Annotated in this window: 13 protein-coding genes and 1 pseudogene; 13 read left to right on the top strand and 1 reads right to left on the bottom strand. The window is 66.1% G+C overall.

Features of this window, described 5'->3' with window-relative positions; translation table 11 throughout:
* The first annotated feature begins 283 nt into the window (after positions 1-283).
* The 11 genes from HWX25_RS21090 to HWX25_RS21040 all read left to right on the top strand — a co-directional run bounded on the left by HWX25_RS21090 (position 284) and on the right by HWX25_RS21040 (position 13,762).
* Positions 284-1,144, top strand: coding sequence for a transporter substrate-binding domain-containing protein (locus tag HWX25_RS21090; protein WP_175910316.1), 861 nt, complete (start codon positions 284-286; stop codon positions 1,142-1,144).
* Between the two features lie 92 nt (positions 1,145-1,236).
* Positions 1,237-1,959, top strand: a complete 723-nt coding sequence (locus HWX25_RS21085; RefSeq protein WP_175910235.1) for an ABC transporter permease subunit — start codon at positions 1,237-1,239, stop codon at positions 1,957-1,959.
* A 12-nt stretch (positions 1,960-1,971) separates the two neighbouring features.
* Positions 1,972-2,718 carry an ABC transporter permease subunit gene (locus tag HWX25_RS21080; protein WP_175910233.1) on the top strand — a complete coding sequence of 249 codons (747 nt, stop codon included), beginning with the start codon at positions 1,972-1,974 and terminating at the stop codon, positions 2,716-2,718.
* A 28-nt stretch (positions 2,719-2,746) separates the two neighbouring features.
* Positions 2,747-3,538, top strand: a complete 792-nt coding sequence (locus tag HWX25_RS21075) for an ATP-binding cassette domain-containing protein (protein WP_175910231.1) — start codon at positions 2,747-2,749, stop codon at positions 3,536-3,538.
* A gap of 7 nt (positions 3,539-3,545) precedes the next feature.
* The gene (gene hutH / locus HWX25_RS21070) at positions 3,546-5,039 is read left to right on the top strand and encodes a histidine ammonia-lyase (protein WP_175910229.1); all 1,494 of its coding nucleotides are present in this window, start codon (positions 3,546-3,548) and stop codon (positions 5,037-5,039) included.
* A 50-nt stretch (positions 5,040-5,089) separates the two neighbouring features.
* Entirely contained in the window at positions 5,090-5,845 is a 756-nt protein-coding gene (gene hutC, locus HWX25_RS21065) for a histidine utilization repressor (RefSeq protein WP_059525795.1), read from the top strand.
* A 128-nt stretch (positions 5,846-5,973) separates the two neighbouring features.
* Positions 5,974-9,429 (top strand): adenylate/guanylate cyclase domain-containing protein, encoded by a 3,456-nt coding sequence (locus HWX25_RS21060; protein WP_175910226.1) that lies wholly within the window; start codon positions 5,974-5,976, stop codon positions 9,427-9,429.
* Between the two features lie 92 nt (positions 9,430-9,521).
* Positions 9,522-10,571, top strand: a complete 1,050-nt coding sequence (locus HWX25_RS21055) for a patatin-like phospholipase family protein (protein WP_059817219.1) — start codon at positions 9,522-9,524, stop codon at positions 10,569-10,571.
* A gap of 63 nt (positions 10,572-10,634) precedes the next feature.
* Positions 10,635-11,255, top strand: coding sequence for a hypothetical protein (locus tag HWX25_RS21050; RefSeq protein ID WP_244135279.1), 621 nt, complete (start codon positions 10,635-10,637; stop codon positions 11,253-11,255).
* 294 nt (positions 11,256-11,549) lie between these two features.
* Positions 11,550-12,269 carry a response regulator transcription factor gene (locus HWX25_RS21045; protein WP_059525868.1) on the top strand — a complete coding sequence of 240 codons (720 nt, stop codon included), beginning with the start codon at positions 11,550-11,552 and terminating at the stop codon, positions 12,267-12,269.
* Positions 12,269-13,762 (top strand): HAMP domain-containing sensor histidine kinase, encoded by a 1,494-nt coding sequence (locus HWX25_RS21040; RefSeq protein ID WP_175910225.1) that lies wholly within the window; start codon positions 12,269-12,271, stop codon positions 13,760-13,762. Before HWX25_RS21045 ends, HWX25_RS21040 begins: the two co-directional genes overlap by 1 nt.
* A 120-nt stretch (positions 13,763-13,882) precedes the next feature.
* On the opposite strand, the gene HWX25_RS21035 is transcribed toward HWX25_RS21040, so the two are convergent.
* Positions 13,883-14,797 carry a LysR family transcriptional regulator gene (locus HWX25_RS21035; protein WP_175910223.1) on the bottom strand — a complete coding sequence of 305 codons (915 nt, stop codon included), beginning with the start codon at positions 14,795-14,797 and terminating at the stop codon, positions 13,883-13,885.
* A 127-nt stretch (positions 14,798-14,924) separates the two neighbouring features.
* On the opposite strand from HWX25_RS21035, the gene HWX25_RS21030 reads away from it, so the two are divergent.
* Both HWX25_RS21030 and HWX25_RS33480 read left to right on the top strand, forming a co-directional pair.
* Positions 14,925-15,911, top strand: a complete 987-nt coding sequence (locus HWX25_RS21030; protein WP_175910221.1) for a zinc-binding dehydrogenase — start codon at positions 14,925-14,927, stop codon at positions 15,909-15,911.
* 62 nt (positions 15,912-15,973) lie between these two features.
* A pseudogene (locus HWX25_RS33480) lies at positions 15,974-16,267 on the top strand (DoxX family protein); the annotation flags it as partial.
* Between the last annotated feature and the right edge of the window lie 31 nt (positions 16,268-16,298).

Here is a 16,298-nt window from a genome sequence, read left to right as displayed (position 1 = left end):
CCGCTGCGGCGGGGGTTCCCTCTTCATGTGCCGTGCGATCGAATTCAGGATTTGTCTAGTCATCCTGCCGATTGGATCGTCCGGCATGCACCAACTGCGTGCCTGAATTCCCCGCAACGAGGCACGCCAGAGCCCCTAAATTAGGGGATTTCCCGCGTTTTCACGGTTTTTTTTGATCGCTGCTTGTCTCGCTGTTTTTCTTCTTGCGTGCTTGTATAGACAAATTCCTGAGGCGGCTTGCTGCACCGAAGGGATGACGCACTTCAACGCAAGGAGAACTCTCGTGAACGGCAAGCGCATCAAGTGGGCAATCAGGACGATCGGCGTCATCGCGGCAGCAGCGGCAACGCTCGCCGCACCGGTGCAGGCAAAGGAATGGAAGACGGTGACGGTCGCGCTCGAAGGCGGCTACGCACCGTGGAACCTCACGCTGCCGGGCGGCAAGCTGGGCGGTTTCGAACCGGAGCTGCTCGCCAACGTGTGCGAGCGGATCAAGGTGCAGTGCAACATGGTCGCGCAGGACTGGGACGGGATGATTCCCGGCCTTCAGGCCGGCAAGTTCGACATCCTGATGGATGCGATTTCCATCACGCCGGAGCGCGAAAAGATCCTGTTGTTCTCGCGTCCGTACGCGGCGACGCCCGCGACGTTCGCCGTCACCGATACCAAGATCCTGCCGAAGGCCGCGCCTGGCGCGCCGATGGTGAAGCTGACGGGTGACGCGAACGCCGACAAGTCCACCGTCGATGCGCTGCGCAAGCAGCTGAAGGGCAAGACGATCGGTATCCAGTCGGGCACCGTCTATACGAAGTTCATCAACGACAGCTTCAAGGACATCGCGTCGATTCGCGTGTACAAGACCTCGCCCGAGCGCGATCTCGACCTCGTCGCCGGGCGCATCGACGCGTCGTTCGACGACGTCACGTACTACGCGGCGAACAACACGAAGAAGGACAACGCGTCGATCGTGCTCGCGGGGCCGAAGCTCGGCGGGCCGATCTGGGGGCCGGGCGAAGGTCTCGCGTTCCGCAAGCAGGATGCCGATCTGAAGACGAAGTTCGACACGGCGATCGGCGCGGCGCTCGCGGACGGCACGGTGAAGAAGCTGGCCGACAAGTGGTTCAAGACCGACGTCACGCCGTAAGCGCGCATTCGGCTGCCGCCGCGTGAGCGATTCGAACGACGCGCGGCGGCACGCATCCTGCAGATTGACTCAACGCTTGCCGGGAGGCACGCATGGCGATTCTTGAAATGCTCGGCTTCGGAACCGAAGGCTGGGGCGGTGTGCTGCTGCTCGCCGCGCTGATGACGGTCGCGCTGACGCTCGCCGCGCTCGCGGTCGGCGCCGTGATCGGCGCGGCGATCGCGGCGGCGAAGCTGTCCCGCCACCGCAGCGCTCGCCTGCTCGGCGACCTGTACACAACGGTGTTTCGCGGCGTGCCGGAACTGCTCGTCATCTATCTGTTCTACTTCGGCGGCTCGACGCTCGTCACGGCCGTCGGCCAGTGGTTCGGCGCGGAAGGTTTCATCGGCGTGCCGCCGTTCGTGATCGGCGCGCTCGCGGTCGGGATGATCTCGGGCGCCTATCAGGCCGAGGTGTATCGCGCGGCGGTGCTCGCGGTGTCGAAGGGCGAGCTCGAGGCGGCGCGCGCGATCGGCATGCCGAGCAGCATGGTGCTGCGCCGCATCCTGATTCCGCAGGTGCTGCGCTTCGCGCTGCCCGGCATCGGCAACGTGTGGCAACTGAGCCTCAAGGATTCGGCGCTGATCTCCGTCACCGGCCTCGCCGAGCTGCTGCGCACGAGCCAGATCGCCGCCAATTCGACTCACCAGTACTTCGTGTTCTTCGTTGCGGGCGGTGCGCTGTATCTGCTGATGACGGGCTTGTCGAACCGCGTGTTCAACCGGGCGGAAGCGATCGTCGGCCGGTCGTTCCGCCGCAATTTCGCGCGCAACTGACGGAGAACGTGCATGTCCATCGATTTCGACTTTCTCTTCGATACGCTGCGCCAGCTGCTCGCGGCCGTGCCGACCACGCTCGGCCTGTTCTTCGCGTCGCTTGTGCTCGGCGGCCTGCTGTCGCTCGTGATCGTCACGATGCGCGTGTCGCCGCACTGGCTGCCGAACCGCTTCGCGCGTGGCTACATCCTCGTGTTTCGCGGCTCGCCGCTGCTGATCCAGATGTTCCTCGTGTATTACGGGCTCGGCCAGTTCGGCGTGATCCGCGAAAGCTTCATGTGGCCGCTGCTGCGCGAGCCGTACGTGTGCGCGGTGCTGTCGCTCGCGCTGTGTACTGCAGGCTACACGGCCGAAATCCTGCGCGGCGGTTTGATGGCCGTGCCGGTCGGGCAGATCGAGGCCGGTTATTCGATCGGGCTGTCGGGCTTCGCGCTGCTGCGGCGCGTGATCGGCCCGATCGCGCTGCGCCAGTGCCTGCCCGCGTACTCGACCGAGGCCGTGCTGCTCGTCAAGTCGACCGCACTGGCCAGCCTCGTCACGGTATGGGAAGTGACGGGTGTCGCGCAGCAGATCATTCAGCAAACCTATCGGACGACCGAGGTCTTCGCCTGCGCTGCCGTCATCTATCTGACCCTGAACTTCATCGTCGTACGCCTGCTCGGCGCGCTCGAATGGCGACTCTCCGGGCACCTGCGCGCGCCCAAGCCGTCCGGCGCGTCCGTCGCGGCGACGCGCAATCCTCGGCGCGTCGCATCCTGAGCGTCCCCATCCTTTCCAGGAGAATCCGATGAACACCGCTGCTCCCGTCGCGCTGTCGGTCAAGAACATCCACAAGTCGTTCGGCGATCATCATGTGCTGAAAGGCATTTCGCTCGACGCGCACGAGGGTGACGTCATCTCGATCCTCGGCGCGAGCGGGTCGGGCAAGAGCACGTTCCTGCGCTGCCTGAACCTGCTCGAGACACCTGACGACGGCTCCGTCGCGCTCGGCGGGGAAACGCTCGCGATGAAGCGCGCGCGCGACGGCAAGCTGCATCCGAGCGACCGGCGACAGGTCGACCGGATCCGCTCCCAGCTCGGCATGGTCTTCCAGAACTTCAACCTGTGGTCGCACATGACGGTGCTCGACAACCTCGTCGAAGGGCCGCTGCGCGTGCAAAAGCGCAGCCGCGCGGAAGCGGTCGAGGAGGCAGAGGCGCTGCTGGCGCGCGTCGGCCTCGCCGACAAGCGCGGCTACTATCCGGCGCACCTGTCGGGCGGTCAGCAGCAGCGCGTCGCGATCGCTCGCGCGCTCGCGATGCATCCGAAGGTGATGCTGTTCGACGAACCGACGTCCGCGCTCGATCCGGAGCTGGTCGGCGAAGTGCTGCGTGTGATGCGTTCGCTCGCGGAGGAAGGGCGAACCATGCTGGTCGTCACGCATGAAATGGGCTTCGCACGTCACGTATCGAATCGCGTGATGTTCCTGCATCAGGGCGAAGTCGACTCGGACGGCACGCCCGACGATCTGTTCGGCGGCCAGTGCTCCGAGCGTTTCCGGCAATTCGTGTCGAGCCATCACGACCGCACATCGAACTGAGGCTGCCATGACCGTATTCCGTGCGGCACGGCCGCTCGACTGGCGACAGGTTGCGGCAGTGGCGGCAGGCGAGCCGCTTGCGCTGACCGACGACGCACGCGCGCGTGTCGTCGCAGCACGCGAACTCGTCGACGAGATCGTCGCGCGCGGGATTCGCGCATACGGCGTCAATACTGGCGTGGGCGCGCTGTGCGACGTGATCGTGTCGCCGGCGCAGCAGAGCACGCTGTCGCGCAACATCCTGATGAGCCATGCGGTCGGGGTCGGCATGCCGCTCGGCGCGGCCGAAACGCGCGCGATCATCGCGGCCGCGATCAACAACTTCGCGCACGGGCATTCGGGCGTGCATGCCGATGTCGTCGAACAGCTCGTCGCGCTGCTCGAGCACGATTGCCTGCCGGAGGTGCCGGCGCACGGCTCGGTCGGTTATCTGACCCACATGGCGCACGTCGCGCTCGTCTGCATCGGGCACGGCCATGCACGCCATCGCGGCGAGCGCATTCGCGGCGACGAGGCGCTGCGGCGCGTCGGCCGCAAACCGCTCGTGCTCGGCGCGAAGGAGGGGCTGAGCCTGGTCAACGGCACGCCGTGCGTGACGGGGCTCGCCGCGCTCGCGCTCGCCCGCGCGGAACGGCTGCTCGACTGGGCCGACTGGATCGCGGCGACGAGCTTCGAGAATCTCGGCGGACAGCTCGCGGCATTCGATCCGACCTCGCTCGCGCTGCGGATTTCGCCCGGCATCGGGCACGTCGGCGCGCGCTTGCGGACGATGCTTGCCGACAGCGCGATGCTTGCAGCGGCGAGCGGCCGGCATACGCAGGATCCGCTCAGCCTGCGCACGATTCCGCACGTGCATGGCGCGGCCCGCGACGTGTTCGCGGTGACGGCGGAAGTCGTCGATCGCGAGCTTGCGTCCGTCACCGACAATCCGATCGTTGCCGGAACGCGCGACGCGCCGGCCGTTCATTCGCAGGCGCATGCCGTCGGCGCGGGTATCGCGCTGGCGATGGACAGCCTCGCGGCCGCGATGGCGCAAGTGGCGGCTATCGCCGAGCGGCGGCTGGATCGTCTCGTCAATCCGCTCGTGAGCGGGCTGCCGGCGTTTCTCGCGGCGCCGGGCGGCACGTGTTCGGGGTTCATGATCGCGCAGTACACGGCGGTCGCGCTGGTCGCGCAGAACCAGCGACTCGCGGCGCCGGCGAGCCTCGACGGCGGCATCACGTCCGGGCTGCAGGAGGATCACCTGTGTCATGCGACGCCGGCCGCGCTGAAGGCGCTCGACATCATCGAGAATGCGACGCGCGTGCTCGCGATCGAGCTGCTTGCCGCCGCGCAGGCATACGATCTGCAGGCGAACGGAGCGGCGCCCGCCTCGTCGACCGATGCGCTGTGGCGATATGTGCGCGAACGCGTGCCGGCCTACCACGACGACCGGCCGCTGGCGGACGACATCGCGATCGCCGCCGGCATCGTCGCGGGCGAACCGCCGTCGCTGCGGTAGCGTCGGGCGGCGACTGGCGGATCATCCAACATTCATTCGGTCGAGGGCGCATGAACGAAACGGAACGACAACCTTCCGCACGACCGGCGAGGGCATTGGGCGATGCCGTGCCGGCGCGCGCATTGCCGGCCTATCAACAGATCAAGCGCTACGTCGTCGAGCGGATCGCGAAGGGCGACTGGAAACCCGGCGGCGCGATCCCGACCGAGGCTGAACTGGTCAAGGAATTCGGCGTGGCCCGGATGACCGTGTCGCGCGCGCTGCGGGAACTGACGGCCGAACGCGTGCTGACCCGCATCCAGGGTGCGGGCACCTTCGTCGAGCGCCGGCATTACGAATCGACGGTGCTGGAAATCCGCAACATCGCGGACGAGATTGCCGAACGCGGTCATCGGCACAGCGCGCGCGTGCTGCTGATCGAGCGCAGCGTCGACCCGGACGCGATCGAGGCGCTCGGGCTGCGGTCCGGGCCCGTGTTTCATTCACGCATCGTGCATTTCGAGGAAGACGAGCCGATCCAGTTCGAGGATCGCTACGTCAATCCGGCCTTGTTTCCCGCCTATCTGGAGCAGGATTTCACGCTCGAGACGCCGAACCACTACATGGTGCGACTGGCGCCGATCCAGCACGCGGAGTTCCGGATCTATGCAGAGAAACCCAATGCGCAGGTGCGTCGGCATCTCGTGATGGAAATCGGCGAGCCGTGTCTTGTGTTGAGGCGCCGCACGTGGGTCGGCGAGCACGTCGCCACGTCGGTCAGGCTGTGGCATCCGGCGTCGCGGTTTCATCTGGCGGGGAAGATGTAGGGATGTAAAGGCTGTCTGGCCATTCGTTCTTCCCCTGTCGGCACGCACGAACACGCTTGCCGCCCTGATTCTCCGCAGAGAGTGGCGCATAATGTTTTGAGGTCGACCCTTGGCTGGAAGAGGGTTTTATGCGCTGCACCATTTGCGGGTCCGAGAATCCTCCCGGTGCGAGGTTCTGCCAGGAATGTCAGGCCGCGCTGTCCCGCACGTGTCCGCAATGCGGGCATGAGGCAGCGCCGGCGGCCCGCTTCTGCAGCAATTGCGGAGCGTCGCTGGCACCGCCCGCCGCCGCGCCGTCGTTTGCCCGACCGTCGGTCCGGGAACCGCCGGTCACCCCGATTCATTACACGCCCGATCATCTTGCCGAGCGGATCCGGGCCGAACACGCCGCCATGGAAGCGCGCGGCGAGCCCGCCGGCGAGCGCAAGACCGTTACCGCGCTGTTCGCCGACATGGCCGGGTCGACCGCATTGATTCACGATCTCGATCCCGAAGTGGCGCATCGCCTGATCGTGCCCGTGGTCGAGCTGATGATGGAAGCGGTCCACTATTACGAGGGGTACGTCGCGAAATCGCTCGGCGACGGCATCCTCGCGCTGTTCGGCGCACCGATCGCCCACGAAGACCATGCGCAGCGCGCGCTGTTCGCCGCATTGCGCATGCAGCAGGCGATGCGGCAGCATGGCGACCGCATTCGTTTGCAGGAAGGCATTCCTCTGCAGATTCGCGTCGGCGTTCATACGGGCGAGGTCGTCGTCCGTTCCATCCGCACCGTCGACCTGCACACCGAATACGATCCGCTCGGGCATACGATCCACATCGCGTCGCGGATCGAGGGCATCGCCGCGCCCACATCGATTCTCGTCAGCGAGTCTACCCACAAGCTCGCCGAAGGCTATTTCGAGTTCAAGGCGCTGGGCGCGACACAACTCAAGGGAATTCCCGCGCCGCTATGCGTCTACGAGGTGCTCGGCCTGGGTGCGTTGCGCACGCGCCTGCAACTGGCGGCACATCGCGGTCTCGCACGGTTCGTCGGTCGCGAGACGGAAATGGAGCATCTGAACCGCGCGCTGGAGGCAATGAGGAGCGGGCATGGGCGCGTCGTCGGCGTCGTCGGGGAGGCGGGTGTCGGGAAGTCTCGTCTTTTCCACGAGTTCAAGGAGCGCTCGCGACGTGGCGCGCTGGTGCTGGAGACATTCTCGGTCTCGCACGGCAAGGCGTTTCCCAATCTGCCACTCATCGAACTCCTGAAGAACTATTTCCAGATCACGACGCAGGACGACGAGCGGCGTTGCCGGGAAAAGGTCATCGGCAAGGCGCTCGCGCTCGAGCGCAGTTTCGAAGACCTCGTGCCCTACGTCCTCTATCTGCTGGGAATCGGCGAGGGCGGGTCGGTACTCGTCGACATGGATCCGCAGATCCGGCGCGACCGCACCTTCGACGCGATCAGGCAGCTTCTCGTGCGAGAGAGCCAGAATCAGCCGGTCCATTTGCTGTTCGAGGATCTGCAATGGCTGGACCGCGAAACGGAAGCGTTCCTCACCTACCTGATCGACCACGTGCCGGACGCACGCATCCTGCTTCTCGTGAACTACCGGCCCGAGTATCGGCCCGAATGGGCCGGCGCGGATCATTGCAGCAGGATCCGGCTCGAACCGCTTGGCCCGTCCGATGCGCAAGGACTGCTGACGGTTCTGCTCGGCGAGGATCGCACGCTCGTGCCGCTCAAGCAGCTCATTCTGGAGAAGACGGAGGGCAACCCGTTCTTCATGGAGGAAGTGGTCCAGACGCTTGTGGAAGAGAAATCGCTGCTCGGCGATGCCGGGCGTTATCACATCGTCGAGACCCCGGCGACGCTGCATATTCCCACCACCGTGCAGGGCGTGCTGGCTGCCCGGATCGATCGCCTCCCCATCGAGGAAAAGGAACTGCTGCAGGCGCTCGCGGTGATTGGTCACGAGTTCCCGTTCAGTCTGATCCGGCGAATCTGCGGTGAGGAGCCGGCGCGCGACGACGAACTTCGTCGTCAGCTCGCCCACCTGGAGGCAGCGGAGTTCATCTACGAGCGCCCCGCGTTTCCCGAAGTCAATTACTCGTTCAAACACGCGCTGACCCAGGAGGTGGCCGGGCGCTCGTTGCTGACGGAGCGGCGCACCACGCTGCACGAGCGCACCGCGCAGGCGATCGAGACGCTGTTCCCGACACGCATCGCCGATTACTGCAGCGAGCTTGCGCACCACTACGGTCAGAGCGGGAACATTCCCAAGGCTGTCGAATACCTGCATCGCGCGGCGCAGCAGGCGCTGCGCCATGCCGCCCATCACGATGCGATGAATCACCTGGGAGCGGCGCTTGCGTTGCTGAAGGGTCTGCCGGATACACCCATGCGTGCGCATTGGGAACTGACTTTGCTGCTTTCCCTCGGGCCGGTCCTGATGGACGTGCGCGGGTATGGTGCGACGGAGGTGGGCGCGACCTATACGCGCGCGCTCGAGTTGTGCGATCGCACGGGCGAGGCATCGCAGCGCTTTGCGACACAGCTGGGATTGCGGATGTACCACGTGGTGCGCGGAGAGTACGCACTCGCGACCGATCTCGGCAAGCAGATGCTCGTAACCGCAAGGGATGCGAACGATCCAGGCTTCCTCATCGAGGCGCACAGCGCACTGGGCTCGTGCTTCTTTCTGCAGGGTGATTTCGGCACGGCTCGCGCACACTTGGAACAGGCCCTTGCGATCTACGATCCGGAGCAGCATCAGGCGCATGTGTTCGCACACGGCGTGGATCCCGGTATCCGGGCGCTCAGTTTCCTTGTGCTGACCTTGTGGATTCAGGGGTATCCCGACCAGGCGCTCAAGCGCAGCGTCGAAGCACTTGCGCTCGCACGGAGCCTTTCTTATGGGCCGTCGCTGGCGTTCAGTCTGACCTACACGGCGCACTTGCATCAACTGAGGCGGGAGCCGATGCTTGCCGCCGAGCGCGCGGAAGCGGTCATTGCCGTATCGACCGAGCACGGATTGCCGTACTGGCTCGCGTGGGGGACGCTTTTGCGAGGCTGGTCGATGAGCGCGCAAGGTGACATCCAGGACGGCATCGAGCAGATGCGGCTGGGTCTCGACGCGCAGCGGGCAGCGGGCGGCGAAGATCAGCGGCCTTATTGTCTCGCGTTGCTCGCCGACAGTTGCTGGCGCGCGGGTGACGAGCGGGCCGCCCTGGACATGCTGGAAGAGGCAACGACGATCGTCGAGCACTCCGGCGAGCATTGCTACGAGGCGGAGCTGTACCGGCTCAAGGGAATTTATCTGGCCGGCACGGCGAGCGAGGAGCGGGCTGCCGCCGCACGCGATGACGAAGCGGTTGACTGTTTTCATCGGGCGATCGCGCGAGCGCGCGGGCAGGGTGCCAGAGCACTGGAATTGCGAGCAGCGTCGGATCTGGCGCGGTTGTTGCAACGGCAGGGGAAGACCGTGGAGGCAAGGCAGGCGCTGGCCGACGTGTACGCCAGTTTCACGGAAGGCTTCGACACGCGCGACCTGCGAGAGGCGAAAGCGCTGCTGGATGCACTGGACGCGCGCACAGGATGAACGGACCGGCGGCGCACGACGACCTATCGCGTGACGACGCACCGTCCATGACTTGCCATTGTTCCGTATAGCGAAGAACCAAGGAGGCGGGCATGACGATCACGCACACACGACGCCGCAACGATCTGCCGCGCAAGCAGATCGCGCTGGCCTTGCAGGGGGGCGGGATGCACGGTGCCTTCACCTGGGGCGTGCTTGACCGGCTTCTCGAGGACGGCAGGCTCGAAATCGAGGGTGTCAGTGCAACCAGCGCCGGCGCGATGAACGCCGCCGTACTCGCGTACGGGCTGCAACAAGGCGGCGAAGACGGTGCGCGTCAGGCGCTGCACGACTTCTGGCAGGCGGTCGCGCGATCGGCGGAGCACTACAACCCGCTGCGCTGGGTGCCTTGGCTCAAGGGCACGCACAGCTTCGGGCTCGATCACTCGCCGCTCTATGCGTTCGCCGACATGATGCTGCGCGTCTTTTCGCCCTATCAGTTCAATCCGAACAACCTGAATCCGCTGCGCGAAGTGCTCGAAAGCCACGTCGATTTCGGCGCGCTGCGCAAGCACTGTCCGATCCGGTTGTTCCTGTGCGCGACCAACGTCGAGACGGGGAAGATACGCCTCTTCACGGGCGAGGATGTGAGTGCCGACGCGGTGCTGGCATCAGCATGCGTGCCGACACTGTTCCAGGCGGTCTCGGTCGATGGCGAGTATTACTGGGACGGCGGCTACATGGGCAATCCGGCCATCTATCCGCTCATCTACAACTGCGCGACGCGCGACGTCGTGATCGTGCACATCAATCCGCTCGTGCGACGCGGCGTGCCGATCACGGCCGCGGAAATCCTCAACCGCATCAGCGAGATCAGTTTCAACTCGTCGCTGATGCGCGAGATGCGAGCGATCGCGTTCGTCACCGACCTGATCCAGCAGGGCACGATCGATCGCGGCGAGATGAAGGAAATGCTGATCCATTCGATTCGCGCCGACGACGCGATGTGCGCGTTGAGCGTATCGAGCAAGTACAACGCCGATTGGGCATTTCTCAGCGAACTGCACGATCACGGGCGGCGCGAAGCCGATGCATGGCTCGCGCATCACTACGGAAACATCGGGCAGCGGTCGAGCATCGACATCCGCAGGGAATTTCTCTGAACGCATCGCGGTAATGTCGGCATGGGGCGATCACGTGCAGCCGCCCCGGCCCAAGGAGCGAACGTGAGCCGGATGCAGGAGCGGTTCGTCGCGTTGTGGTCGTGCAGCGGCGGGGCACATGCCGAGGATGTCTATCGGATGCTCGCGCGATGCTATACGGAGCCGGCGCGCCATTACCATACGCTCGTGCATGTCCGGCGATGCTTGCGCCAACTCGACCTCGCACGCGAGTCGATTCCCGAACCGGACGCCGTTGAACTCGCGCTGTGGTTCCATGACGTGATCTTCGTGCCCGGCGCGAAGGACAACGAGCAGAACAGCGCGGACTGGTTCCAGCGCCGGGCGGCGGGGCGAATCCGCGCGTGCGACCAAATTGGCGCGATGATTCTCGCGACGACCCACTCGGGTATTGCCGCGGGGCTGGATACCCGTTTCGTCTGCGACATCGACCTGGCCGTGCTCGGCGCTTCCCGCGGCCAGTTTCGCGAAGACGGCCGGCGTCTGCGGGCAGAGCGTCCCGATCTTGACGACAGGGCCTACGACCTTCATGAGCGGGCCATTCTGCGCGGGCTGCTCGTGCGTCCGCGCATCTATCTGACGGACTTCTTCTACACACGTTGCGAAAGGCAGGCGCGCAGGAACCTGAACTGGCGGCTGGGCTTGCCGGTTCCGGAATCGGGATGACGGACTGCCGAGCCGACGTGACGATCGATCCAGGCGATGCTCGAGCCTGGGCGAGCGGCGCCTGGATTTTCGGGGACGGAATGGAACGTCGTGCCGGTATTACCCCCTCCGCCCGCTCGCGAGCCAAACTTAAACGATTTGTGACCCCTCCCCGACGCAAAATTTTGCACAATGGCGGCAGCGCGGCATTGCTGCCGCGATTCGCTCCCGGACCCGCCCTCCCGCCCGGGGGCGACCGGAACGAACCTGCGAAACCAACCCGAGAGCCATAACGACGTGCCGCCGCCGACCGCCATGGACCACCCCAAACGCATCCTGATCGTCGAGGACGATGCCGACATCGCCGACGTGCTGAGCCTCCACCTGCGCGACGAGCGCTACGAAGTGGTCCACAGCGCGGACGGCACGGAAGGGCTGCGCCTGCTCGAACAGGGCAACTGGGACGCGCTGATTCTCGACCTGATGCTGCCCGGCGTCGACGGCCTGGAAATCTGCCGGCGCGCGCGCGCGATGGCGCGCTACACGCCGATCATCATCACGAGCGCCCGCTCGAGCGAGGTGCACCGGATTCTGGGCCTCGAGCTCGGCGCCGACGACTACCTCGCGAAGCCGTTCTCGGTGCTCGAACTCGTCGCGCGGGTGAAGGCGTTGCTGCGGCGCGTCGATGCGCTCGCGCGCGATTCGCGGATCGACGCGGGCACGCTCGACGTGGCCGGGCTGTCGATTGACCCGATCGCGCGCGAAGCTGCCGTCGACGGCGCGCGCATCGACCTCACGCCGCGCGAGTTCGACCTGCTGTATTTCTTCGCGCGGCATCCGGGCAAGGTGTTCTCGCGGATGGACCTGCTCAATGCCGTGTGGGGCTACCAGCATGAAGGCTACGAACATACGGTGAACACCCACATCAACCGGTTGCGCGCGAAGATCGAGGCCGATCCGGCCGAACCCGTGCGCATCCTCACCGTATGGGGACGCGGCTACAAGCTCGCCGCGCCGGATCAGCGGGACGCGTGATGAAGCTGACCCTCACCCAGCGGCTGTCGCTCGTGTTCTCGATCCTGCTGCTCGCGTGCTCGGGCGCGTCGGCGTGGCTGCAGATCCGCGCGAACGACATGCGCGAGAAGGAAGTCGTGCAGGGCTTGTCGCGCGATCTCGCCGCGCATATCGCGGGCAGCACACCGCTGATGGACGCGAACGGGCTGCGTCCGGACGCCGTGCGCACGTTGTTCGGCCAACTGATGGGCGTGAACCCGAGCGTCGAGGTGTACCTGCTCGACAACGCGGGGCGCATCCAGGGCGACGACGCGCCGCCGGGCCACGTGAAGCGCGACCGCGTCGATCTCGCGCCGGTGCAGCGCTTCATCGCGGGCGAGCCGCTGCCGATCCTCGGCGACGATCCGCGCAGCCCCGACGCGCGCAAGGTGTTCAGCGCCGCGCCGCTGCAGCGTGCGGGACAGCCGCCGTCCGGCTACATCTACGTGGTGCTGCTCGGCGAAGCGCACGACCGGCTGGCCGCGCGCGTCGACGCCGGCAACGTGCTGCGCACGACGCTGTGGTCGATGGCGGTCGTCGCGCTGCTCGGCCTGCTCGCCGGCCTGACGGCGTTCAGTTTCATCACGCGCCCGCTGCGCCGGCTGACCGATGCGATGCGCCGCTTCGACGCGAACGCCGCACCCGACACGCAGCCGCCGGTGCCGCATTCGCCGCCCGGGCGACGCGGCGACGACATCGCGGTGCTCGAATCCGCATTCGCGCAGATGGCCGACCGGATCGGCGACCAGTGGCGCGCGCTGACGCGTCAGGACCAGCAGCGGCGCGAATTGATCACGAACATCTCGCACGACCTGCGCACGCCGCTGACCTCGCTGCATGGCTATCTCGAAACACTGTCGCTGAAGTCCGACGCGCTCGCGGAGTCCGAGCGCCGCCGCTACCTGTCGATCGCGCTCGCGCAGAGCACGAAGGTCGGCCGGCTCGCGCAGGCGCTGTTCGAACTCGCGCGGCTCGAATCGGGCGGCGTGCAGGCCGAGCGCGAGCCGTTCTCGCTCGTCGATCTCGTGCAGGACGTATTCGAGAAGTTCGAACTCGCCGCGCAGTCGCGCGGCGTCACGCTGCATGCGCGCATCCCGCCGCGCGTGCCGGTCGTGTCGGCCGATCTCGGGATGATCGAGCGCGTGCTGACCAACCTGCTCGACAACGCATTGCGGCACACGCCGCAGCATGGCGAAGTCGAAGTGGCGCTGACGCCCCAGGACGACCGCGTGGTGGTGACCGTGTCGGATACCGGCGAAGGGATTCCGCCGGCGCGGCGAGAAGGGCTGTTCCAGCGGCCGCAGCGGCCGATGAGCGGCGGTGCGACGACGCGCGGCGGGCTCGGGCTGCTGATCGTGCACCGGATGCTGGCGCTCAACGGCAGTGGGATCCGGCTCGTCGACCGGGACGGGCGCGGCGCGGTGTTCGAGTTCGCGCTGGCGATCGCGCAGCCGGCGGTCGGCGAAGCGCGCTGAAACCGACCGGCGCCGTCGTCGCGATTTCCGCCGATCGGCATGCTTGGAATGGCGGACGGTCGACGCTGGCCCATCGGCCGTCCACGGCGGTTGGCGCCGCGTGCGGCGTGGCCGGAGGCGCTACGTATCGATGCCCGGGCCGGTCTGACCGATCGTACAGACGCGTTTGAGCCACGCGACTTGTGACTGGCAGAACTCGAGATAGGCGCGAACGATGGCCGACGGATGCCGATGCGACGGATACAGCAGGTTCACCTGTTGTTCGGGCAGCGGGCAGGCGGCAAGCACGACGGCGAGCCGGCGCTGCCGAACGGGCTCCGCGGCCAGGAACGGCGGAAGCTCTGTGACGACTTCGCCCGCAATTGCGCGGCTGCGCAGGAACGCGTAGTCGTTGGTCGACAGGACCGCGTTGGGCTCGAAGGTCCGTTCGCCCAGGCGCCAGCCGCGGCCGGCATCGGCAACCGGACTCCATACCGCGCACGGGAACCGGTGCAGGTCGTCAGGCGTTTGCGGCACCCCCAACGTATCGAGCAGGAGCGGACTGGCCACCAGGACGTGGCGATAGGTCAGCAACTGGCGCGCGACCATGGCTTCATGCGCGATCGCGCCGACGCGCAGCGCGACATCGATGCCGTCTTCTATCAGATCCACGCGCCGTTCGGTAGCATAGGCGTGCAGCTGGATATCCGGATAGCGCTTCCGGAAAGCCGATAACAGTGTCCACCACACGTCGAACCCGGGCGGCAGCGAAATGCGCAGCCGTCCCTTCAGCCTGGCCTGATCGCTGACCACGGCCTGTTCGCCTTCAGCGAGCATCTCGACGCCTCGGCTCGCATGTTCGTAAAGCCGGGTGCCGGCTTCGGTCGGCTTGGTGCCGCGCGCGGTGCGCTCCAGCAACTGGACCCGGAGCTGCTGTTCGAGCGCGCGAATGCGGCGGCTGACCGTCGGCAACGGTATCGCCAGTCGCGTCGCCGCACCGGAAAGGCTGCCAGTCTGCACGACGCTCACAAATATCCGCACATCGTTGAGATCCAATTCAGCCTACCAAAAATGAAAGTGTTGATTTCATTTTACCCAGTTCCAATGCGCATATCGATAACCCAGAATGTGGCCGGATTGATGGTTCAAAGGCGCCCGAAACGGTCGCCTGTCTGGAGAGTGCATGAAAGCCTATGTGATCGAACGCTTCGGCAGCCCTGACGTGCTGCAGTTGCAGGACATTCCGCCGCGGGAACCCGACGGCGGCGAAGTTCGGATTCGCGTGCGCGCATTCGGGCTCAACCGTGCGGAGACGTATCTCCGGGCGGGGACGCTCGGGCCGAACGACCAGGCGGGCCGCGTGCCAGGTATCGAAGCCGTCGGCGAAGTGCTCGACGATCCTTCGGGGCAGTTCCGCACCGGGCAGGCCGTCGCGACCGCGATGGGCGGATTGCAGTTCACGCGCCCGGGTAGCTACGCGGAGCAGGTGACCGTGAATCGGAGCAACGTGATCGCCATGGACGGCACCGGGCTTTCGTGGGCGGAGCTGGCCGCCATCCCGCAAGCGTATGTCACGGCCGTCGGCGTGCTCGACAGGATGCTGGCGATCCGGGGCGGCCAGACGCTGCTGGTCCGCGGCGGCACGTCCTCGGTCGGCTTGGCGGCCGTCGCGTATGCGAAATATCGCGGCGTCACCGTGATCGCGACGAGCCGGGCGGCCCTGCACCTGCAACGGATGCGCGAGGTCGGCGCCGATCTCGCGCTCGTCGACAACGGGCATATCGAGGCAGCCGTCAAGGCCGCGGTGCCGTCCGGCGTCGACGCCGTGTTCGAAGCGGTCGGCGCCGACACGCTGCGGGACTCCGTCGGCGCGTTGCGCCCGTTCGGCGCCGCCTGCGTCGTCGGCGTGCACGGAGGCGCCGAACTCGAACCGTTCCACTTGATGCGCGATCTGCCGAACTGCGTGCGGCTTGGCTTCTTCTCGTCCGGCGTGTTCGGCACGACGGCGATGCCGGCGACGGACGTCCCGCTGCCCGAGATCGCTCGCGCGACGGCCGAAGGGCATATGCCGTCGTTGCGCGCGCATACGTTCGATTTCGACGAAATCCGTCGCGCTCACTGCCTGATGGAAAGCAATCGCGCGCTGGGCAAGATCGTCGTGACCGTTTGACGGTCGTCGTGCATCGACCTCGTGGCCGTCCCCAACCTGAACCAAAAACATAGGATTCCAATATGAATGAGAAAGTCCCGTCCGATCATCCGCTGTCCGTGGCAGGCATCGCACGGTTCCAGCCGGCCGCGATGCTGGCCGCGCGGATTCTCCTCGCGCTGATCTTCCTGCTCTCGGGCTTGTCGAAGCTCGCCGCGCCCGACGCGATCCGCGGCTACATGGAGGCCAATCACGTACCGGGCATCCTGTTCGTGCCGACGGTGCTCTTCGAGATCGGCACTGGCGTGCTGATCGTCGTCGGCTACCGCGTGCGCATCGTGGCGGCACTGCTTGCCGGCTTCTGCTTCGTCACCGGCGCGTTGTTTCACACCCGGTTCGCGGACCAGA

Source organism: Burkholderia sp. BCC1640, from assembly GCF_902833125.1.
In the GTDB taxonomy this organism is placed as follows: Bacteria; Pseudomonadota; Gammaproteobacteria; order Burkholderiales; family Burkholderiaceae; genus Burkholderia; species Burkholderia diffusa.
This window is presented reverse-complemented; position numbering and strand designations above follow the sequence as displayed.